The sequence below is a fragment of the Companilactobacillus kedongensis genome (genome assembly GCF_003946625.1).
Taxonomy (GTDB): Bacteria; Bacillota; Bacilli; order Lactobacillales; family Lactobacillaceae; genus Companilactobacillus; species Companilactobacillus kedongensis.
Genome location: NZ_RHOR01000006.1, coordinates 93,135 through 116,485, shown reverse-complemented (window position 1 = coordinate 116,485; position 23,351 = coordinate 93,135). Strand labels below are relative to the sequence as shown.

The following is a 23,351-nucleotide window of genomic DNA, read 5'->3' as shown; positions in this document are numbered from 1 at the left end:
CAGTTTTGGTAAGGTTAGATTCCCTGAATCCTTCAATGATCTTTAATTTATCAGACAAACTATATTTAGATAGAGACACAAAAATCCCTCCATGGTTAACCAAATGAATTTATATTATTTCATTTGACAACCATAAAGGGATTAACGCATTACGGTCCTCATAGCAGGTGAATTTTCTCAGTTCTGGAGACGATAAACTATTTACTGTTTTTAATTTTATTCAAAACTAAATATGGATCTTCATGACTGCCCAAAAATAATGGGACTTTCTCTTCAACAACATCACTGAATTCCAAACCGTACCACAGTGAAGGACTGATGGTCAGCCGCTGCAACAATAGTCTGCCGCCGATCAAAAATCGGTCGAGGCTGCGCATATATTCTTGTGCTCCCAAATCTTGAAATTGTTGATTTTGAATGATGAATTTGAAAGATCCAACGTGTCGATTTGGCAACATCGAATATCTCGGATCTTGTCGATCAATGGCACCATCGTTCATTAATGAATTAATGATCTGACGAATATAGATATTAACGTGTTGAGATTTTTTAAAACCAAGATTCAATTGAACATTGACGACATTTCTAGTGTGCATCATATCGACGGTGTAATTGCACTCGTAAGGGACATCAGTTTGATTAACTGAAATAAACCAGTAAACTTTGGCCCGTTTAGGTTCTTGATCTAATATCGAATAAATGATCGAACGCTTCATTGAATAATCAGGTGTGATGTTGTGCATATAAACTAAGTTAGTGGCATACATTGGGATTGATTCATCCAGGCTCAAACACTCTAGTTGAGGGATGAAATCAAGTAGTGAAACATTCTCACTTTCGTTCATATAGGCATCGCGACGCTTGTTTCCAAAGAACCAGATGATCATGATCAAGAGGATCATTGAAGTAATTATAACGGTGATATAGCCACCATGAATGAATTTAACTAAACTAGAAATCAAAAATAATGACTCTAATGAAACAAAGAAAACTACGAATAAAGTAGCCAAATGGCGATGTTTTTTCATGATCAAAAATTGATGCAAAAGGATCGTCGTCATCAGCATTGTTATAGTAATTGCTAATCCGTAAGCTGCTTCCATATGTTCAGAAGTTCTAAATCCCCAAACGATTCCCAGTGTGATCAAGCAAAGAATCCAATTTACAGTGCCAATATAGAGCTGACTCTTTGATTTACCTGGAAATTTAACTTTCAAACGAGGCAATATTTTTAAACCAATTGCTTCTTGCACTAGAGTGTAAGAGCCTGTTATCAAGGCTTGAGAAGCTATGATAGCCGCCAATGTAGCAATTAAAATAGCGAAGATCTTTAACTCAGATGGGATCATTTCATAGAATGGATTAACAGTATTTAGTCCGATGAATTTACTGTCGGTAAAATGTGTCATGACCCAGGCACCTTGTCCTAGATAATTCAGCATTAACATCAGACAAACAAAGGGCCATGTGGCATAAATGTTGTGTTTGCCAACTTGTCCCATATCAGAGTAGAGTGCTTCAGCACCGGTAGTTGCTAGAAAAACACTGCCGAGAATAAAGATGCCGACGTGATTTATGGGGCTAGTTAAAACTTTTATCGCATAAAAAGGCGACAAAGCTTTGAGAACGGATAAGTTGGAAAACATGTTTTCTAATCCGATCAAACCAATAAAAGTAAACCAGATTAACATGATCGGACCAAATGAGCGTCCAATTTTTTCAGTACCAAATTTTTGGATCACAAATATTGTCAGCAATATCACCGATACGATTGCCAAAATAACAAATTGATCGTTAGAAAAATTTAGATTACCGAATTTTTGACCTTTGATACCTTCCATAGCTGAAGTTACAGTAACTGCCGGCGTTAAGGTTCCATCTGCTAGTAATGCTGAACCGCCGATCAAGGCAGGAATAAGTAGCCATTTTTTACTAGATTTAACAAGGGCATATAGAGCAAAAATGCCGCCTTCACGATTATTATCGGCGCGCATAGCGACTAGGACATATTTGATTGTTGTTATCAGCATTAAGGTCCAAAAAATCAACGAAATACTGCCGATAATGTATTCTGGCACAGCATCTTTTAGACTGCCGGCATCGTTTATAATGGCGTTCATTACGTAAAGTGGAGATGTTCCAATATCGCCATAGACGATTCCTAAAGTTATCAGCATACCCATTTTAGAAAATGAGGATGTTTTTCTGATCATAATTTTATTTTCCTCCTAACACTAGAAATCTTGTTTAGTAGGATGACGTTTTCTTGATGTTGGACGTTTCTGTTCGTCTTTTAAGTTTTGAATCTCATTTTCGAGTTCACTCAAAATAGAAATTTGCATCTTCTGAATTTCCAAAATATGCGGCCACTGGACTTCGTTCATTTGGTCGATTTTTTCGTGCAGAATTCTAATTTCCATTTCTGATTTGGTGTTGGTCCGATAATCATTTTCAGCATCAAAACGGTCACGGTCAGCTTGACGATTTTGGCTCATCATAATAATCGGTGCTTGTATAGCGGCGATACAACTGAGAAATAAATTTAAAAGAATGAACGGATAAGGGTCAAAGTTGACGCCCAGAAAATGCGATACATTTATTCCCATCCAAACTACGAGAATTACTACAAATGTGATAATAAACCCCCAGCTTCCGCCAAATCTGGCTACTATATCAGCCAAACGCTGTCCTTTAGTCAGTTTTCCGTGCATCGTTTCGTTGATATTTCTAGTGACATAGTTATCCTTAGCCAATTCCTTTTGCAAAGCGGCGTTCATCATTCGATCTTTAGCCAAGTCTTTGTCGATCATATCTTGCATTTGGGCAAGCCGAATTTTTTGAATATCTTTTAAACAGATGAAAGATGAATTTTTTGCGTCAGGGTTTCTTTCATGAATGGAAATTTTAATATTTTGATTGAGATCTCTGATAAAGAGACCTTCAGTAACGGAAAAACGGTTATTACAAATAACACAGACTTGATTCTTTCTGACTGTCATTTTTCTAACCTCCTGACCCTAAATTTACATAGATGATAATACTTATTTAATGTTTAAACAACTTATACGAATACTGTAAAATTAAATAAATTTTAATTAAGTAAGTTAAATTGGTATACCTGTTGAAAAAAAAGAAGTACAATCGTGAACATTAAATAAAAAGGCGGGGATGTCTATGAGTATTGTATTTATGATTCTAGCCACTTTGTTAGTCTGGGTTATGACGCCAGGAATTGCTGTATTCTATGGTGGGTTTGTTCCTAAGAAGGACATTTCTAGAATTTTATTTGATAGCTTTTTAATGTTTGGTCTAGCTGGATTGATGTGGATCTTAATTGGATATTCAGCCTCATTTGAGGGAGATCATCTTGGAATAATTGGTAATTTGAACCATTTATTTTTATCAGGTGTGAGCCTTACAGCACTTTTTGGACAAACAAAATTACCAACAGCAATTGTGATCCTTTTTCAAATGATGTTTGCGATTTTGACACCAGCATTGTTCATAGGTGCGATTGCCAATCGAACTAGGATCAAATTCGTGATTGGATTTATTATTTTATGGTCATTGTTGGTTTATTACCCATTAGTTCATATGGTCTGGTCAAGCAATGGATTTTTAGCTAAGATGGGAGTTTTGGATTTTGCCGGTGGGACAGTTATTCATATTGATGCTGGTATTACAGCTTTAGTTTTGTCGAATTTTTTGTTGAAGCCATATAAACCTGCTGGCCAAGTCAGAGGTAACTCGTTTTGGATCCTCTTTGGTACGTCACTACTGTGGATCGGTTGGTATGGATTTAATGCAGGGAGCGCGTTAGCTTTGAATGCTCAAGCAATCCAAGCATTCCTTACAACGACCGTAGCGCCTCTGTCAGCCATGTTAACATGGATAACCTTGGAGAATACGTATAAAGGGAAAATAACTCTTAGCGGCATTTGTACGGGTACTGTTTGTGGACTAGTCGGTGTGACACCGGGAGCAGGGTACGTAACGATAGCATCCTCATTTATTATTGGAATTATTTCAGCTCTAGGGAGCTATTATTTTATGAACGATTTGAAATATAAACTACATATCAACGACTACTTAGATATCTTCGGTTCTCACGGTGTTAGCGGTATTATCGGTTCACTGGCAACAGGATTATTTGCTACTAAAACAGTAAATCCTAGCGTGATCAATGGTGGACTATTAGTTGGTGGTGGTTTTAGATTATTATTCGTTCAGATATTAGGTGTTTTATTTACAATCTTTTTCGTTGTAACGTTAAATTGTTTGATCGTAACTGGATTGAAAAGATTTATGAAAGATGATGTTTACAGTCCAGAAATGGATGAGTTAAGACATATTAAATTGACTTAAGGTAATGTAAAATGCGATACTACTTGTGGTGCCAAACCAGATGAGGGTACGCGATCGGCGTGAAAACGTTCGGAAGGTCGCCGCACCTCATCAACTTAGCTCTGCGTTATGCGCAGGGCTATTTTTTTGTGAAAAATAAAAGAGAGCTCTGATAATCCAAAATCGGATTTTCATAGCTCTCTTTATTAATGATCAAAATTTTTAAATTGTACCTTTTTTGATAGCTGTTTTGATTCCGGCAACTTCGTAGATACTTCTGTCCGCTGAACCACGTTTTAGAAGTGAAGCAGGGAAGCCCTTGAATTTCAACTTCTTATCTGTAATTTCAGCAATACCATGGTTTTGACCTAATGAAGCAATTGTACCAAGTGAGTGGTAAACAAACTTCTTAAGATCCTTGCCGTTGATCGAAGCAGCAACATTAAATGCTGCACCTGTACCTTCAGCAATAGCCAATTGACCAGTTGTTGGAAGTGGACGTTCTTCACCTTCAGGGATCATGGCTGAATCATCACCAATAAAGAATGCTTCAGGGTGATCTTCAAGGTTTAGAAAGGCAGTTGTCATAACACGGTTTCTTCTAGCTTCAAGACCAGAATCCTTGATAACGTCACTACCACTGACACCAACAGTCCAGATGATAGTATTTCCGTCAACACGTTTTTCTTCTTCACCATCCATGTAGATAACGCCGTCTTTTTCGATCTTAGTAATCTTGGCACCTGTTAAAATCTTGATACCATGTTTTTCTAGATATGAAACAGCATAAGCAGCAAGCTCTTCATCGAACATTGGTAGAATATGTGTTGCCATTTCTAGACATGTAACTTTAATTTCAGGAACGCCGTATTTTGCTTTGAGGATCTTGGCTGTATCAATTAATTCACCTAAAATCTCAACACCAGTAAATCCAGCACCACAGACAACGATACTTAGATCAGCTTCATCTTGTGATTCCTTATAGTTAGCGATATTTTCATTGATCTTATTATAGATATTTTCAGCTGTTTCAATATCTTGAAGAATAAGAGCATTTTCGCTAGCACCTTCAAGTCCGAAGTCTTCAGATCTGAATCCTAAGGCTACGATTACGTAGTCGTAAGAAATATCATCGTGATCTTCGAAACTAACTGATTTATTATCAAGATCTACATTTTTAACTGTAGCCTTGATAAAGTTGACGTTGGAAGGAAGAACAGAACGAACGTCGAAACTAACGGCATCTGCTCTACTTGTACCAGCAGCAATCATGTGTAACGCTGTTTTTTCTACATGCTTTTCATTTTTATCTACTAAATCTATCTGTGTATCTGATGGAGTAGTTTTAGCCAGATCTCGAGCAGCCTTTAATCCACCGTAACCTGCACCTAATACTAAAATATGGGCCATAATAACTTGTCTCCTTCGTCTTTTAAATATTATTGTTTACGCTACCATTATATATCTATCCGAAGCCCTAAATAAAGTAGGGATACTTCTAATTAGTATTTAATGGGTTTTTACTAATAGAATTTTTCAAAAAGAATGGTGCTAAAATCGTAATCAAAATAATACTGATAATAACGGCTGAATAATACTCATCAGATAACAGCTTTACACCATATCCGATTTGGGCAATTATCAAAGCCATTTCACCACGAGAAATCATTCCTGAACCAATAACATATGAATCCTTTAAATCGAACCCTGAAATGCGTGCCCCAAATCCAGCACCCACCAATTTACCAACGATACCAGTAATTGTTAGAACTAAAATCAACCAAAAATCTTTGAAGAAACTATTGAATTCTAGACTGATCCCGATACTGATAAAGAACACAGGAATAAAGATAGAATAACCAATGATCTCAATATTGCGGTTGATTTTTTTATTGTATTTTGGTGCATTGGAAATAGCGATACCTGCTACAAAAGCTCCTAAAACAGCATCCAATTGTACGACATCTGCAATATAAGCGAAAATCATACAGATAACTAAAGCCATAATAGTTGGTGCGTGTGTTGCATCAATGTATTCGGATAGCTTCATGATTTGAGGAATAACCCAGCGATGAGCTACATAGATAATAACGCCAAAGATTACCCACATACCAAAGAGCATCATTAGTTTTTGAGCTGAAAAGTTTCCTGTCAAAGTTCCAGACATGACACTCAGAATAGAAATTGCCAAAATATCATCTGCAACAGCAGCACCTAAGATAACCGCACCAGAGTTACTGGACAGGTAATTTAAACTTTTTAAAACTTCTACTGAGATGGAAACGGATGTTGCTGCAAAGACAACCGAAATGAAGATACTTTCCTTAAGATTGATATTGAAAATAAGTGCGGTTATTAGTGTTAATAATACCGGTAAGATAACTCCCATGATTGCTACATTGATACTGGGACGGAGGTGCTTTCGTAGTAACTTCAGATCACTTTCTAAACCTGCCAAAAACATCAGCAAAATAACGCCGATCTCAGCGAATAATTCCACTTCGTGGGTCGACTGGACGATATTTAGAACACCCTTTCCTAAGATGACCCCTAAGATCAGCTGTCCGATAACTGCAGGAAGATTGAATCGATTGAAAATGTGACTAACTACTAGAGTTAGGAAGAGCATTAGTACTAGTAATGTTATAAACTCCATATTACCTCCCTATTTTTCTTGGATACCATGGATGAAGATCTTGACCATCGTGTTCAAATTAGCGATATTACGTTTCCGTTTAGCGTCATTATACTCGATATATGGTAGAAGCATGGTCAAAAAGGTCCCCACTTGAACAGGAATTGCCAAATCAGAGCGCAGTTCACTTTTATGTGATTGGAAAATATTAAACATGACTTTGTAATATCCACTATCCCAATTTTTGCTAATATCTTTACGATCTTCATCGGTAAAGATAGTTTCCATATCGTGACGCATCATGAAATAATTGATCCGGAAATTTTCAATCATATATGTTGATATAGTAAGTATCAGATCCTCAAAGGGCTGGTCTTTGTTCTCTTTGTAGACAGATAGTAATCCTTCGCTAAAACCACCCACAGCATATTCGATAGCCTTCATGTAGAGAACTTTCTTATTTTTGTAGTAGTGGTACATATTAGGCTGAGTAATATGCAACTCATTAGCGATTTTTCTAGTCGAAGTAGCCTGATAGCCTTGGGACAAAAAGTCCTTTGCAGCTACTTCGAGAATAGCATTCTTAGTTTTTTCAGCTTGTTTATCTCTGGAATTCATTAATTATTCCACCCTCGTGTTCATTGAACTTAATTATACCAACATAATCTTTAAAAAGTGAATTTATCATCTGATAAATAAAATATACAAAAAAACCATCTGAACATCAACAAGCATGCTCAAACAGTCTAATTTAGTTATTTTTTCTCTTTAATAATGTAAATTGGACGTTTTTTAACTTCTAGGAATATTTTACCAATATATTCACCCAAAATACCAATACTTAATAATTGAATTCCACCGATAAGTAGAATAAGTGTAACCATCGAAGCCCAACCATTAACACTACTTAGTGGATTGATTATCTTTCTGACAATAATAGCGATAATAGCAATAACTGATGCAATGGAGAAGGCAGAGCCCATCCATGTTGCAAACATCAAAGGACGTTCCGTGAAGTCCACGATACCCGTTATAGCGTATTTAAGTAATTTCCAAAAGTTCCATGAAGTAGTACCAGCAACACGTTCTCTATTTTTGTAAGGTAGATATTTAGTCTTAAAGCCGACCCAACTAAAAATACCCTTTGAGAAACGGTTGTATTCAGTCATTGATAGAATTGCATTGACCATTTGGCGTGTCATTAAACGATAGTCACGGGCGCCAGGAATGATCTTAGTCTGTGACATCTTATTTATCACACCATAAAAAGAATTTGAGAAGAAGGAAATTATAGGATTTTCTCCTTCACGATCCATTCTGGCTGTACCAATACAATCGTAGTCATCTTCACCTGACTCTAACATATTGAACATCTTGACCAGCATTTCTGGTGGATCTTGCAGGTCAACATCCATAACGGCGGTATACTCACCAGTAACTTCGTTCAAACCTGCATATAAAGCAGACTCTTTACCAAAGTTTCTGGAGAATGAGATGTAGTGAACTTCATCACTGTGCTTTTTTTGTAAGTCACGTAGAACTTGATAAGTCTTGTCGTGAGATCCATCATCGACAAACCAATATTCTAAGTTAAATTTGTTATTTTCGATTTTTACTTTATTCATGGCTTCATAATAAAGCTCGATCGATTCTTCCTCGTTATAACAAGGAACGACCACGGAAATAGTCTTCATAAAAATATCTTCCAATCCATTTGATAAGGTTAAATAGCGTTCGAAAATACGGGGCAAAGGTCAGTTTGACTGCCTTTTGCCCCGCATTGTTAAATCTTAAGTGAATCTGGTAAATACAATTCGTTGCTACTTGAATGACTGATTGAACTGACACTGATATCACGAGTTGTTGAAGTTTCAATAGCTTGTAAGTCTTCGGCGTGTTCGACCAAGATATTCATAATATTAGTATTTGCAGTCAATAGATTTATAACTTCCTTGATGTTCTTTTGAGCATTTGTTAGAAGCGGGATAAATTTATCGTTTTCAATCTTGTTATCGTTAGTAATCAGCTTATATAGTAAGTCGTCGTTGTTACCAACGAAGATACCATTACTGCTATCAAGTGTTAAACTCTTTAACCACCAAGCAATAAGTTCATCTTTTTTGTTGAAGTCATGTTCTAACAATCCGTTGGCATCAAATAATTGATAACTATTAGCTTTTTCACCTTCAAAGATAACTGTGAGAACGATTGAACCATCTGTTCTATAGAAGCTTTGTTCAGTTAGATCTTGTTTCTTATTGAAGATTTGAACTGATGATAATTGACCAGAAACGTTGTAAATATTTGTTTTATTTATTTGATCATTCTTGTAATAGTTGATACGGTTTATCTTTTCATTGTCGTATTCAACAGTCATCAAGAGATTATTATTTTGATCGTAAATCAAAGTGTCTTTAGTTTCGACATCGGTTCTAGTGATCCAACCATCATTCTCGGGAATTGATACGGGTTGCTCGGTTGGATTGGCACTAACCTGTAATTGATCAAATAAATTGATTACGTTAGGCGTTTCTAAGTGATTGGTTTCAATTTCTGAGTTGATTGTTTCAGCAAGTTTCTCGTTGTAGAAAGTTGAAATAACTGTGACTGGTTTTTGTAGTTTAGATTCCAAGAAACGAACCATATCGAATAGATTACTCATTTGATTGTTATCGTCGAATGAGTTTGCTAGGACGTAGTAATCCTTGTCCTTATCTAGATAAACGTCACGAACTAAGAATGCTGAATGGAATACATCTTTGATGTATTTTTCAATGTAAGCTTTGTTGTTATTTACTTCTGATAATTCAGATTCGATCTTCTTGTGTTCTTCATCAAGGCTTTGAACATGTCTTTCAAGACTAGCTGTTGTTTCAATGCGATAGTTACGATCATTTTTGATCTTGCTTTCGATTTGATTAGCATTGCCTTTAAGTGAATTGATAGCAGAATTAGTTTGATTGATCTTAGCATTAACATCGGCAAGCTCTTCATTGAGTTTTTTGATGTCAGCATTAATATCGTCGATATTACTTTGAATATCAGCACGTTGATCGTACAACTTATTGATAGAAGTTTTTTGATCTTCCATTAAAACAAGCATTTTTTGTAGATCTTTTTCTTCCTTGATAGAACCAGATAAGTCTTTTTCAGATTGTTCATTCTTAGCTAAATCTTCTTGTTGTTCTTCAAGATTTTGTTGACTACGTTCGAGTTTAGCAGTCAAAGTATTTTTTTGTTCTTTGTAATCGGCCAAAAATTCTTCTTGTTCTTTTTGGTCCGCACGAACTCTAGCCAACTTTTCTTTTTCAGCGTTGTCATTTTGTGACTTAATATCAGCCAATTTTTCGTCGGTTTCTGTTTGATCACGATTCAACGTGTCTAAGTAATTAGATAAAGTTTCTTTCTTAGTTTCTAGGTCATCTTTTTCGGAAAAAAGATTAGTTTTGAGATCATTTCTTAATTGTGTATATTGGTGAGAAAGTTCATTCATTTGATCTTCGATGCCAAGACGCTGATCTTTTATAGAAACAGGTAAATTAGCGCTTTCATCTGACGTTTCTGCTGGTGTATTATTATCAGTAGATGTTATTTGATCCTTTTCTTGTGTATCGGGTAGTTCGTCCGCTACAGTTTCATTTTTTGAATCTGGTTTCTCATCTATTTTGCGTAACATGTTAAATAATTTCACGAATGAATTCCCCCAGGAAAAGACTTATAATAGTTACTAAAGAGTAGCATTTTTTTAAATTGGTGTAAAGCTGATACAAAGCCATTTTAAACAAATGTTAATACCTAAAAAAAGGAGATTTGAATATGAAGATAATGGCTATAAATGCGGGGAGTTCCACACTTAAGTGGAAATTGTTCGAAATGCCGGAGAAAGCAACGATTGCTTCCGGAATGATCGATCGTTTGGGTACACCAAAATCAGTTTTTAAACTGAAATATAACGGTGAAAAGATTGAATATGAACAAGCAATTGAATCAAATGAAATCGCGGTCTTATCAATCTTAGATGCTCTAAAGGATAAAAAGATCATCGAAAAGTTTGAAGATATCGTTGCTTTTGGTCATCGTGTCGTAGCTGGTGGTGAAGAATTTAAGAAATCTGAAATCGTAACCGATGAGAATCTTCATAAAATCCTACAGTTATCTGAATATGCACCTCTACACAATAAAATCGAGGCTTACTATATCGACGTCTTTAAGAAATTAGTGCCAAAAGCAATTCAAGTCGGTGTTTTTGATACTTCTTTCTTTGCGGATATTCCTGAAGAGAATTATCTATATAGTGTTGATTTGGAAGACTATAAGAAATATAAGGTACGTCGTTATGGTGCCCATGGAACAAGTCATAGATACATCGCACAACGTTTGAACGAAATAGTTGACGGTGGAATTCAAGATAAGAATGTCATTGTTATGCATCTTGGTAGTGGTGCTTCGATCAGCGCTATTAAGAATGGTAAAGCTTTTGATATCTCAATGGGATTCACACCATTGACTGGTATCACAATGAGTACTAGAAGTGGTGATCTTGATGTATCAATGATCCCTTATTTGATGAAAAAATTAGGTTTAAATGATATTGAAGATATGATCGATATTCTAAATCATAAGTCAGGATTACTTGGTATTTCCGGAGTTTCAGCTGATATGCGTGATATTGAAGCTGTTGAGGATACCAACGAACGTGCTGCTTTAGCACTACAAATTTTCCGTAACCGCATTGTGAAATATGTTGGTTCATACATTGCTGAAATGGGTGGAGTTGACGTTTTGGCCTTTACAGCTGGTGTAGGTGAAAATTCTAAAGAGGTTCGTGAGGATATTTTGAACAGTTTTAGTTATATGGGTGTCAAAGTTGATTCAGAAAATAACAAACTTCGTGGTAAAGAAGTTAAGATCACAACTGATGACTCTACAATCGCAGCTTATACAATTCCAACCGATGAAGAATTGATGATTGCTCAAGATACATATAGCTTTGCTAAATTATTAGATTAGAACTTTAGTAATACACCTAATCCAAAAGTAACCACTTCAGTTAGAGTTATTAATAAAAGATTTTTGATGATTAATGGGAAAGTCTTTTTCTTGATAGGGTTTTTAGCAAATCCAATAGTGTTTTTATAGACGATCGGTGTAATTAGAAACGTCAGTAACATCATTTTTGGCAACAATCCGATGATGACTGAACAAGTTAAAGCTAAATACCCTAGCACATATAGAGACTTTAAAATAAAGATGGAATTACTTTTGCCTAGATAGAAAACGAGCGTTTTTCGACCTAGCCCAATATCTTCTTTATCATCGGCAATGTTATTGGCCAATAGAAGATTTGAGATAGCAAAGACGGTCAATAATGAAGATAAAAGTGCATCCCCATAAAATTTGAAATCTAAAATGGCTGTTGGAGAATCGAATGTATTGATATAGATAGCAATTAGGTAAATTACGTATCCCATCGTAAAACCAGAGAAAAATTCGCCTAATGGACCACGGTTTATTGGTTTTGGACCTCCAGCGTACAGGAATCCAATTGCAAATGAGAATATTCCCATAATAAGTAGCGGTATTCCAGTTCTATATACAATATATAATCCAATAAGTCCGGCAACTAGGCTAAATGAGAAGTCTAGCCAGCCGACCAAATGAATATTTAAATTGTTAACACCGATAACATTAGTTTCACGACGAAAACTTTCACTACCAGTAGCATTTTTGTAGTCCCAGTAATTGTCGTTGATATCTACAGCCATGTTGAATAACAACATGGCGATGAAGAATAGGATCAACTCAAGAGCGTTAATTGAATGCCAGTGATAATATGAATATAAAGTACCCATTAAAAATGGGAAGACGCTAGCTGTCTTGGCTTTAATTTCAACTAGTTCGAAAAAAATTGATGGTTTCAAATAATCATTCCTTTTAATTTGATATATTATATTATAAGGTTATTTAAAATATTACTACAAGTAACGGGTAGAGAGGGATTACATGGCGCATTCAATTTGGAAAAAATATTCACAGATGGGGAAGAAAGTCGATCAAACCACTGAGTATATTCATCATATTGTCGATATAAAGAATGAAGAAATCAGATCCATGATCGAAGATTTAACCTCGGGTGGTAAAATGTTGCGTCCGGCTTTCTTTCTAATATTTAGTGAAATTGGACCTGAAGAGAAACCAGACTCAGAACTGATTCCTTTGGCAGCATCATTAGAGTTGTTACATGTAGCCACACTTATCCATGATGACGTGATAGATGATTCACCATTACGCCGTTCTAAAGCCACTATCCATACCCGTTATGGAAAACGTAACGCCATATATGCTGGAGATTACCTGTTCACTGTTTATTTTGAACTTGCTTCTAAATATCTACCGGCACAAAAATATGTGCTTCTGAATGCTTTAAGTATGAAAAGGATTTTGACTGGTGAACTTGATCAGATGTTGATCAATTACAATGTAAATGCCACCGCTAAGATGTATTTTACTGAGATTGCTGGTAAGACAGCCGAATTATTCAGTTTAAGTACGATGATGGGGGCGGTTGTGTCAGGCGGAGATCAAAAGCTGATTAATTTGGCCAAAAATATCGGTCACGATATTGGAATGTCATTTCAAATAATTGATGATGTTTTAGATTTTGGTAATAGTACTGATACTGGCAAGCCTAATTTTGAAGACCTACGTAATGGGGTTTACTCGTTGCCATACATCTTAGGGTTACAGGATAAAAATACGGAATTAATTGAAATATTATCGAGAGATGATTTGACTGATCAAGAGATAATTAGAGCAGCTAAAATTGTGGTAGAGCAAGGATATTTAGCTAAAGCTAAAGAGATTGCTTTAACGTATAGCGAACATGCTTTGAGAAGAATTGATAAGTTGCCAGATAAGGAAAATAAAAAAATATTAAGTAAGGTTGTCAAAAAATTGATCAACCGAATAAATTAAGAAAAAGCACCGATCAACGTTATAACGCTGATCGGCGCTTTTTTACTTTTTATTGATAGTATCAAAGAAAGTCTTTTTTAAATGGCGTGTTTTACGAGCAATTTGATCACGCTCTTTGATAATTAAATAAATCGTTACACTTAGTAGTAATAAAAATGACAGGGGATCTAATAAAATGCTGTCAGAGTAAAGCAAGTTAAACCAGAACATAATAAAAATAAATAATCCGGCAATGTAAAAATAATCCCACTTTAGCATATGATCACGTCCAGTATTCTGATTTCTGGCTATGATAGATCGAAGTAACTTATAAGGCAAAGAAAAGATTTTAATTATTTTAAAAAAAATGAACGTAATATATCTTTATTTATTAAAAATAAATAAAGTAGAAATTAGTTTTTTTAAAAATAAAATCCAACGTAAAAAAGAATTTCTTTGGAATATAGTACAAAAGTTCATAAACTTTAGTAAAATGGAAAAGTTAATATAAGAATGTGAGGGTGAATGTTATTTTCAAGGGAAAAGGTTATATACAGAGTATTAGAAAAAATTTACCAATGTTTATAATCATACTATTAGTGATAATTTTTGGATTTTTTCTAATGTTTGACTTAGGTCGTATACCTGGTTTGTATATAGATGAAACCAATTATATGAATGAGGTTATCAGTAAAGTAAGCTACGGGACGGATATTCATGGTCTTAGACATCCAATTTATTTTGCTAGTGTCTGGGGACAAGGCCAGTCGGTATTATATTCGTGGATCGTAGCTCCGCTTATCAAACTATTTGGATTTTCAATTTATTTATTTAGGGCTCCCATGGCAATACTAAGTATTTTAACTATTTTAGGAATTGTCTTTTCGATTTATTTCAGTTCTAAAGATAAGTTTTTGGCGGTATGTATTGCTGTTTCTTTAGTTACTACACCATGGTTATTTATATCTAGTAGATGGGTTTTAGATGCTAATATCTCGCCTATTTTTGTGATGTTAGGGTTAATTTTCATGTATGAATCGATGATTCAATCGTCTAAACGCAGTCGTTATATCTGGTTAGTTTTTTCTGCAATTTTCTTGGCACTATCTGCCTATGGTTACGTTGCTTCTTGGATGTATTTACCATTTTTGGTAGTAGCTTTAATTATCACAAGTATTATAAAAAAGTGGTTCTCTATAAAGGAAATACTAATTTGGAGTTTAGTGATTTTCGTTATTGCACTTCCATTAGTGGTATTTGCATATAGAGTTAATATTCAACATATTGATAAATTTTCTAAATTTTTATTTTTTGATTTTCCTTATTTACAGGCTAATAGGGTTAGTTCATTAATTAGTTTTAAGGGATCAATTTTAAGTAGTATTAGAGTAAATGTTAATTCAGGAATAAAACAGGTTATTTTTGGAACGGATAGTCTTCCTCAAAATAGTGTCGCTCCATATGGTGCTATCTTTCCATTCATGATGGTTTTTACCGTTATAGGTTTACTAACAAGAAAGTCATTTCTTAATGACAATATGAGAAACTTTCATACCATCGTTTTAATTTCACTTTTCTCATTTGTACCTGGAATGTTGGTTATAAAGCCAAACTATAATCATTGGAATTTTATTTGGCTTCCATTAGCCATTTTGACGGGTTACGGTCTTTATGTAGCATTTCAAAGAATTAATAGAATCAGTTGGATTATTTTCTTAGCTGTACCAGTTGTAATATTCTGGTTCTTTATATTTAATTTTTATTTCGGATTTAATCATCAGGAGAATCGCTTTAATAACTCAAATGGGTCAATAGCGGAGACTCAAGTAATTAATCATGAGATGGTTAAAAATTATAAACATAAGAAGTTATACATTGAGAGTCTTCCAGAGACTTTCAATATCTTTAGGCTATCTCAAAAGCCAATTACTGACTCACAGTATTTATTCATGCAGAATAAGGCAATGAGATCTAGTGGTAGCATTGTTCCTGCTCCTAGCACTTCTTATGGCTACTTGAGAGATGTGAATAATGTCTCTCATGCGTCAAAAGGTGATTTAGCCATGATTTATGAAGATGATTTGAATAATCAAGGTTATAGTATTTCTAATAGTCATGAATGGCACGTTATTGCTGATTCATATTTCAATCACCGTAAGGTAAAAGTTTTTCAAAAAGAATAAGACAAAATATGTTCGGCTTTCGAACATTAAGTAATAAAGCAGGCAATCCGATTGGATTGCCTGCTTTATTTTGTTATATCCCTGTATTTCCTTATAATCCTTGATCCATTTTATATAGTTCTTGGAAGTGTTCATTATTTTTATAGAGCTCTTCAGGAGACCCTTGCATTTCGATTCTTTCATCATTCATGAAAACAACGTGATCAACATACTTGATACCTTGAAGATGATGCGTTACCCAAATGATAGTTTTGTCTTGTAGAACATCAAAGAAGGTATTTAGTAAATTATTCTCCGTAATAGGGTCGAGGCCGACGGTTGGTTCATCTAGTAAGACAATTGGGGCATCCTGTAAAAGGATTCTGGCTAAGGCGATACGTTCTTGTTCACCACCGGAGAATCGAGCTCCATTTTCACCAACATTAGTGTTGTATTTATCAGGGAGTGATTCAATCAAGTCTTTTAATCCAACTTTTTCGATGGCTTCTATAACGTCAGAATCTGAACGGTTTTCATTTCCTAAGCGAACGTTATTGATAACGGAAGTATTGAATAAGAACGGTTTTTGATTTAGTACAGAAAAGATTTTATCACGATTCTTTTGAATGGATTGAATATCAATATCGTTTATCTTAATGTCACCAGTTTGAGGAGTCAGATCTCCCAGAATCAATTGTAATATAGTAGTTTTACCGATACCGCTAGGTCCTAGTAAGGCCAATTTTTCACCTTTTTTAATATGTTGTGTAAAGTGTTTGATCAGTATTGGTGAGTCACTACTATATTCGAAATTTACATCATTTAAATCTAATGATTTAAAATCATTTGGCATAAGATCGACTTGTTCAGGCAATTCATTTTTGACAGGTTGAATTTTATTCAAACGTTCGATCGAGTCACGGTATTGTGGCCATTCTTCAAATCCTTGACTAACCGGTATCAGAGTATCTGACAGTGGGAATAAACTCAAGACAACTGCGGCTACAAAGTTAGCTTGTTCTTGGTTATCCGTCATCGTCAAGTTAGTAAAGATCAAAAAGCAAATTGCAATCGCGGCAAAGATGAGTTGTAATATGAAGTCACGATTACGTTTGAATGATTTTGATTTATCCTTAGATGCATTTAATTCATCAACATCTTTTGCGGAAAGATTCTTGAAATCTTTAAAACGTCCAGAGATGATCCAATCATCAACACCTAAAATATTGTCAGTTAATTTAGTATAGAGAGAACTCTTCAGTTGCTTTTGACGTTCTTTACGATTGTTTTCGATCACTACTGATACGAAAGGAACAACAGCAACTTCAATTACCAATAACAAGAAAACGAAGATACCAAAGGCGGGTGTATAGATCCCTAAGGCTAGTGATCCAATGAGGGTCAGTAAGTACGCTATAACGGTAGGAAAGACCGTCCTTAGATAGAGATTTTGCAGATGATTTATATCTTCAGATAACAATCCCATAATATCTCCAGCTTTGTGATGTTCGTTAAAGAATGAAGCATCACTCTCTAGGGTCGTATAAAGTCTGGTTCTTAAATTGGAAGTAACTTTCAAGACCCAATTGTGACTCTTGAGACGTTCAATATATTTAAAGGTCGGGCGTCCGATACCAAAAGCTCTAGTCAAAAGGATCGGTACATAGATCAATAGAATATTGACCGGGTGTGTGGCTGCCTTATCGATTGTATAACCGGAAGTGAACATTAAAGCGGCCGCACAGAAAGAGGTTAGAAGACCTAACAGTAGAACTGAAGTTAATAGTCCCTTGTACTTTTTGATATACGGTTTGACCCAAGTGTCATGTTTGAAAACTTTCATAATTGATCCCCCCGCATATTATTTATAAGTTGATTAAAGGCACCGTTATGATTTGAAAGCTCGTCAGGAGTGCCTTGTTCGGTGATTTTCCCACTATCCATAACGATGACGTAATCCATTTCTTTGATCCAATGTAGCCTATGTGTAGCAAAGATCACCAAATGATCTTTGAATAATTCTTCCATTGGTTTCTTTAGAGCATACTCAGTTTCGATGTCTAGATGGGCTGTTGGTTCATCAAAAATTAGGATATGGCGGTCACTGGCTAAAAAGGCTCGAGCAATCATGATCCTTTGTTGCTGTCCGCCAGAAATACCACGTCCGCCTTCGCCAATAACGGTTTGGTATCCTTCAGGTAATGTTTCCATGAAATCCTTTAATCCAGCTTTTTCACTCGCATATTGAATCTCTTTTTCTGTGGCGTTGGGTTTGTAAAATGCGATGTTATCGGCAATCGTTCCAGAGAATAAATAAGGAGATTGTGGTAGAAAGGCTAATTCGTCTTGCCATGTGCGTTGTTTTAATGAGTTTATCGATTGATCATTGACTTTTATTTCAGCTTTATCAGGATTTAAAAAACCACCTAAGGTTCGGATCAAAGTTGTCTTTCCCGAACCTGATTTACCTATAACGCCGATTCTTTGATAACCATTTAATTGGATCTGCTTGATGTCTAAGCTAGCATCATGATTATTTTGTCCGTCGGCGTAATTAAAAATCAAATTGTCGACTTCTAATTTTGAGTCTTCATTCCAAGTTAGTTTCTTCAAGTCAGTTTCTTCTGATTTGGTGTCGTCTTTTTCCAAGATAGAAAAGATTGAACCAAGGGCATTTTTACCGTCTAAAGTAGCGTGATAATCACTTGAGAAATCTCTTAGTGGAAGAAAATACTCTGGTGCCAAGATCAGAGTTACCAAGGCTGGAAATAGTGGCAAGGAGTTATTGATCAGTCCTAGTCCCAAGAATACGGCTAGGATAGCAATTCCAAGCGTTGTAAGCCAGTCTAAAGCAAAGGTCGATAAGATAGCAATGCGCAAGGTATTCATTGTACGACGACGATACTCGTCACTGACGGTATAAATGTTTTTAGCATAACGCTTACTGAGACCTAACATTTTTAGTGTAGGAAGTCCACGTAGGGCATCTAAGAAATGATTTGAGAGGATCGTATATTGATGATACTGTGCGTCAGCTTTAGCTTGTGCAGCCAGCCCTAAAATAATCATGAATAAAATAACTAAAGGAACAATGATCGTTAGGGTAATACCTGAAGCAATATTTTGTGTATAAATATAGATCAACAAAACTGGTGGAATAAATGTCATATTCATCAGTTTTGTAAAAATCAATTTAAAGTAATTTTCAATTAGATCAATTCCATCTAATGAGGCGGTAACAATATTACCGGTACCTTTTTCAGACAGAAGAGAAGGGCCAGCTTCATAAACTCGGTCTAGTAATTGAGAACGAATTTTTTCTGAAGTTTTACTGGCATAGTTTTCGACGATTTTATTGTTGATGAGGTTTAGTAAGTGTCTGAGAATGAAGGCGATTGCAAACAAGGTCATGGGTAAAATGATCGTTTGTAATGCTTTTTGATTCCAAGAATTTACTAGAGCCTCTGCTAAATACTTACCTTGGAATAAAACAACAAAAGCTTGCAAGAGAGTTAATCCTGCAAGCACAATTAAAAGTTGTTTTGTTCCTGGTAAGCGAAATAATCGCTTATCGATCATATTAATATTTCACCGTATTGTCCTTTGAGTTTATTCTCTTTGTAAATAGAGTATAAGACCAAATGAAGTAAATTAATATGATTGGTACCAATACACAGGCGACAATCGTCATAATCGTCAATGTATAGTGAGAGTTAGCAGCAGTTTTAATTAAAATACTGTGTGCTGGATTTGTAGCGATCATAACACGTGGGAATAGTCCGTTGAATAGCAGAACAATAACCATACTTAGTGATAATCCACTACCGGCAAAGCTCCAGCCCTCTTTGTTCTTTAGCACACCATAGTAACCTAGGAGTGAAAAAGCAACAATTAGAACTGTGATAAGTAATGATGATCCAAATCTCTTAGTAAAGAAGTCTGTTTGGAAGAATACCAAAACTGCAAAGACAACTTCACCTGCAAAAAGAATTGGATAAACTATTTTATTTAAAGCACGAGCACGATCGCGAAGTGGACCGTCTAATCTTAATCTGATGAAGTTTAGTCCGTGAACTAGTGATAGTAGTACACCAGCTACACCACCGACTAACGAAAGCCAGTTAACAACATCGAAGAATTTAGGAAAGGCATCACCGTTAGCATTCATTGGAATACCTTGAACCATACTTAAAAGCATCATACATAGTAAGAATGGTGGAAGAACACTACCGATAAAGAATGCCCAAAGCCAGATGTTTTTACCCGTCTTTGTTTCAGCATGTTTAGTAAATTCAAATGAAACACCACGAAGGATCAATCCTACTAAGACCAATAGGAGTACGTAATAGTAACCTGAAAATAGTGAAGCATACCAGAGTGGCAAGGAAGCAAACATTGCACCACCAGCGGTAACAAGCCATGTTTCATTTCCGTCCCAATGTGGGCCGATAGATGACATTAACGCTTCACGTTCATCTAAATTATGTGCGATCAATCTAGTTGCCATACCTACACCGAAGTCAAATCCTTCAAGAAATAGGAAAATCGCAAATAGAAGTCCGATTATTAGAAACCACAATATACTTAGTGTCATTTTTCAAAGGCCTCCTTTGCAAATGGATCAACATTTTCAATAGAATCCTTCTCTTCATAATAAGGTCCATGATGGAGAGTCTTTCTACAATACCAGACCATTACTCCACCAAGTAATGTGAAGAGACAGAAGTAAATGATATTACTGAATAACAGACTGGCGACGGTAGATGTAGGAGATACAGCTTGGGCAATTGTGAATAATCCATAAACGATCCATGGATAACGTCCAAATTCTGTAATAAACCAACCAGCTGAATTACCAATAAATGGAACCCAGATGCATAGCCCTAGTACTACTAAGAACCATTTCTTATTCTCAATAGTATATTTATTCTTACGCGACCAAATTAATCCAAATAGTGCAACTAGCATGATCAAGGCGTCAATACCTGTCATAACTCTAAAACTCCAGAACATAGTCTTAGGTGGAACATAGTAGTCCATATCTTTACCGAATTTTTTATCGTATGTCTTGTGCATTTCGGCATTGATCTCGTTCATACCCTTAACAGATCCGCTAGCTTTGTGGTATGCCAAGATACTCAATGCTGCAGGAATATCGACTTGATGAGAAGCCTTGTGTCCTTTAGCATCGATCGATTCAACTATTGTCCAAGGAGCAGGATCTTTAGTTGTCTTGTAAATACCTTCAGTTGCAGCAAACTTCATAGGTTGATCTTTAATAATTTGTTGTGTTTGGAAATCACCAGCAGCGGCTGATAGGATAGCAAAAATCATGCTGACCCATAGTCCGAAACGTAATGATTTTTTGAAGAAAAGATTTTCACCTTTCTTCTTTCTAAGTAGACCCCAAGCACTCATACCAGCGATAACAACGCCGGCAGTCAAAATAGCAGCAAGGATAACGTGAGGGAAAACTCTCCACAATTGTGGGTTGGTAATCACATCACCAAAGTTAGTTAACTGAATACGTCCAGTCGAACCGTTGATCTTAAAACCTGTTGGGTGTTGCATGAAACTATTGGCAGCCAAGATCCAAATAGCTGACAACATAGTACCAATTGAAGTCATCCAAATCATAAATGCGTGCACACCTGGTTTGAAACGATCCCAAGTAAACATCCAAATACCGATAAAGACTGATTCAATAAAGAATGCTAATAAAGCTTCAATAGCTAGTGGAGCGCCGAAAACATCCCCCATGAATCTAGAATATTCGGACCAGTTCATACCAAACTGGAATTCTTGAATAATACCGGTAACAATACCTACGGCAAAACTTAATAGGAAGATCTTTCCCCAAAATTTTGCCATATCTAAATATACTTTGTCTTTTTTAACAGCATAGATAGTCTCCATGACGGCAACAAGACAACCCATTCCGATTGAAAACGGAACAAAGAAGAAATGAAAAACGGTTGTCATTGCGAATTGAAAACGCGCCAAAGAGACAATGCTTAATCCAACACTTAGCATGGTAAAATAGCCTCCTTATAACTTATTAAAAATCCCTAAATCTACGTTTATCATATGATTAATTAGGGTATTAATCAACAGAGAGCATTTGTTCATAATTTTAATTTTTGGATAAAAAAATATCCCAAAAATCATATGATTTTTGAGATATAAAGTTAAAATATTTTCACATTTAGTTAACGCTTACTACGGCGTTTTGAAGGATCAAAGTTACCCAATGCGTAAGGATTGTTATTATTAGGGTTTTGTAATTGATTCTGTTGTTGATTTTGTGGTCTTTGACCTTGTGAAAGTGGTCGGTTGACAGGACCATTATTTGGATTGCTATTCATCTGACCATTGAACTGGTTATTAGGAAATTGGTTTTGCCGACTTTGATAAGAATTATTTACAGAATTTGGTTGAACAGGTTGATTCTGATTAAAATTGTTCATTGGTCGACGATTCGATTGAGAATTATTGGGAAATTGATTTGATGAAAACTGTCCTTGGTTTGACTGATTAGGGTTTGCACCAAAGTTTGGATTTTGGTTCATATTATTTGGATTTGTGTTATTAGGATATGGATTGTTTTGAACGGGTTGATTGTATCCATAATTTTGATTCTGGTTAGGGTACGGTTGATTCATATTCTGATTTGGAAACTGATTAGGTTGTTGATTCTGGTTGGGATATTGTTGGTATCCATTACCATTATTAGGGAATTGGTTGAATTGATTATTTGGATCAGGATACTGATTCATTTGATTATTTTGCATGTTGTTAGGCATTTGATTGTTGTAATCAAATTGATTATTAAAATCTTCTTCTTCCTCATCATCTTCATCTGAAACTGGATGCAAGACTAAATCGGCGATGCTTATGATCAAAACGATAGCACCGATGGCAATTCCGACCCAAGCCCAGATAATTAAGAAGTGAGTTCCGGGGATGCCAGCGTTAAATAATCCCATCAAACCACCTAGGATTAAGATAATAAAGCTGACTACGTCGGGAACAACGCTGTATGTACGATTAGTTAAAATATAGATGGCAGCAGCAATAATATATGTAATAGCCATTAAAATGCCGGCTGCTCCTCCAATATCTCCGGTACCTACTAGAGCAGCAATAAAGTTTTCAAATCCGGATCTAACCATTAAAATGATGGACAAAATTAGTAGCAGACTACCGACGGATATTTTTGTGATTCTTACCATAAATTGATCTCCTCTTTCTTCACT

The 23,351-nt window shown here is 35.6% G+C and carries 18 protein-coding genes; 4 read left to right on the top strand and 14 right to left on the bottom strand.

Annotated elements, in window-relative coordinates; genetic code table 11:
• Positions 1-197: 197 nt before the first annotated feature.
• A complete protein-coding gene (locus EKM60_RS05550; RefSeq protein ID WP_125713297.1) occupies positions 198-2,213 on the bottom strand; it encodes a KUP/HAK/KT family potassium transporter in 2,016 nt (671 codons plus the stop codon).
• 21 nt (positions 2,214-2,234) lie between these two features.
• A complete protein-coding gene (locus tag EKM60_RS05545) occupies positions 2,235-2,999 on the bottom strand; it encodes a DUF1003 domain-containing protein (RefSeq protein ID WP_125713294.1) in 765 nt (254 codons plus the stop codon).
• Positions 3,000-3,174: 175 nt separating this feature from the next.
• On the opposite strand from EKM60_RS05545, the gene EKM60_RS05540 reads away from it, so the two are divergent.
• Positions 3,175-4,365, top strand: a complete 1,191-nt coding sequence (locus EKM60_RS05540; RefSeq protein WP_125713292.1) for an ammonium transporter — start codon at positions 3,175-3,177, stop codon at positions 4,363-4,365.
• A 201-nt stretch (positions 4,366-4,566) separates the two neighbouring features.
• Here EKM60_RS05540 and EKM60_RS05535 read toward each other — a convergent pair whose 3' ends face one another.
• From EKM60_RS05535 to EKM60_RS05515, 5 genes are all read right to left on the bottom strand, one after another.
• On the bottom strand, positions 4,567-5,754 hold the full coding sequence (locus EKM60_RS05535) for an NAD(P)/FAD-dependent oxidoreductase (protein ID WP_125713290.1): 1,188 nt from the start codon (positions 5,752-5,754) through the stop codon (positions 4,567-4,569).
• A gap of 88 nt (positions 5,755-5,842) precedes the next feature.
• Positions 5,843-7,000: a cation:proton antiporter gene (locus EKM60_RS05530; protein ID WP_125713287.1), complete on the bottom strand. Its 1,158-nt coding sequence runs from the start codon at positions 6,998-7,000 to the stop codon at positions 5,843-5,845.
• A 9-nt stretch (positions 7,001-7,009) separates the two neighbouring features.
• A complete protein-coding gene (locus EKM60_RS05525; RefSeq protein WP_125713285.1) occupies positions 7,010-7,597 on the bottom strand; it encodes a TetR/AcrR family transcriptional regulator in 588 nt (195 codons plus the stop codon).
• A gap of 137 nt (positions 7,598-7,734) precedes the next feature.
• The gene (locus EKM60_RS05520; protein ID WP_125713283.1) at positions 7,735-8,673 is read right to left on the bottom strand and encodes a glycosyltransferase family 2 protein; all 939 of its coding nucleotides are present in this window, start codon (positions 8,671-8,673) and stop codon (positions 7,735-7,737) included.
• Between the two features lie 89 nt (positions 8,674-8,762).
• Positions 8,763-10,670 carry a coiled-coil domain-containing protein gene (locus tag EKM60_RS05515; RefSeq protein WP_125713281.1) on the bottom strand — a complete coding sequence of 636 codons (1,908 nt, stop codon included), beginning with the start codon at positions 10,668-10,670 and terminating at the stop codon, positions 8,763-8,765.
• Positions 10,671-10,795: 125 nt separating this feature from the next.
• Between EKM60_RS05515 and EKM60_RS05510 the strand changes: the two genes are divergently transcribed.
• Positions 10,796-11,989 carry an acetate/propionate family kinase gene (locus EKM60_RS05510; protein ID WP_125713278.1) on the top strand — a complete coding sequence of 398 codons (1,194 nt, stop codon included), beginning with the start codon at positions 10,796-10,798 and terminating at the stop codon, positions 11,987-11,989.
• On the opposite strand, the gene EKM60_RS05505 is transcribed toward EKM60_RS05510, so the two are convergent.
• Positions 11,986-12,900 carry a 1,4-dihydroxy-2-naphthoate polyprenyltransferase gene (locus EKM60_RS05505; RefSeq protein WP_125713276.1) on the bottom strand — a complete coding sequence of 305 codons (915 nt, stop codon included), beginning with the start codon at positions 12,898-12,900 and terminating at the stop codon, positions 11,986-11,988. The two genes, EKM60_RS05510 and EKM60_RS05505, sit on opposite strands and share 4 nt — an antisense overlap.
• Before the next feature lie 82 nt (positions 12,901-12,982).
• Between EKM60_RS05505 and EKM60_RS05500 the strand changes: the two genes are divergently transcribed.
• A complete protein-coding gene (locus tag EKM60_RS05500; RefSeq protein WP_125713274.1) occupies positions 12,983-13,954 on the top strand; it encodes a polyprenyl synthetase family protein in 972 nt (323 codons plus the stop codon).
• Between the two features lie 42 nt (positions 13,955-13,996).
• Here the strand turns inward: EKM60_RS05500 and EKM60_RS05495 are convergent, their stop codons facing one another.
• Entirely contained in the window at positions 13,997-14,212 is a 216-nt protein-coding gene (locus EKM60_RS05495) for a hypothetical protein (protein WP_125713272.1), read from the bottom strand.
• A gap of 299 nt (positions 14,213-14,511) precedes the next feature.
• Here EKM60_RS05495 and EKM60_RS05490 point away from each other — a divergent pair, with 299 nt between their 5' ends.
• Positions 14,512-16,116 (top strand): ArnT family glycosyltransferase, encoded by a 1,605-nt coding sequence (locus tag EKM60_RS05490; RefSeq protein WP_125713270.1) that lies wholly within the window; start codon positions 14,512-14,514, stop codon positions 16,114-16,116.
• Positions 16,117-16,207: 91 nt separating this feature from the next.
• Here the strand turns inward: EKM60_RS05490 and cydC are convergent, their stop codons facing one another.
• From cydC to EKM60_RS05465, 5 genes are all read right to left on the bottom strand, one after another.
• Entirely contained in the window at positions 16,208-17,938 is a 1,731-nt protein-coding gene (cydC, locus tag EKM60_RS05485) for a thiol reductant ABC exporter subunit CydC (RefSeq protein WP_125713269.1), read from the bottom strand.
• Positions 17,935-19,674 (bottom strand): thiol reductant ABC exporter subunit CydD, encoded by a 1,740-nt coding sequence (cydD, locus tag EKM60_RS05480; protein ID WP_125713267.1) that lies wholly within the window; start codon positions 19,672-19,674, stop codon positions 17,935-17,937. The genes cydC and cydD overlap by 4 nt, the downstream gene beginning before the upstream one ends.
• A 1-nt stretch (position 19,675) precedes the next feature.
• Positions 19,676-20,689 (bottom strand): cytochrome d ubiquinol oxidase subunit II, encoded by a 1,014-nt coding sequence (gene cydB / locus EKM60_RS05475; protein ID WP_125713265.1) that lies wholly within the window; start codon positions 20,687-20,689, stop codon positions 19,676-19,678.
• Positions 20,686-22,128, bottom strand: coding sequence for a cytochrome ubiquinol oxidase subunit I (locus tag EKM60_RS05470; protein WP_125713263.1), 1,443 nt, complete (start codon positions 22,126-22,128; stop codon positions 20,686-20,688). The genes cydB and EKM60_RS05470 overlap by 4 nt, the downstream gene beginning before the upstream one ends.
• A gap of 176 nt (positions 22,129-22,304) precedes the next feature.
• Positions 22,305-23,327 carry a hypothetical protein gene (locus EKM60_RS05465; RefSeq protein ID WP_125713261.1) on the bottom strand — a complete coding sequence of 341 codons (1,023 nt, stop codon included), beginning with the start codon at positions 23,325-23,327 and terminating at the stop codon, positions 22,305-22,307.
• Positions 23,328-23,351 lie beyond the last annotated feature (24 nt).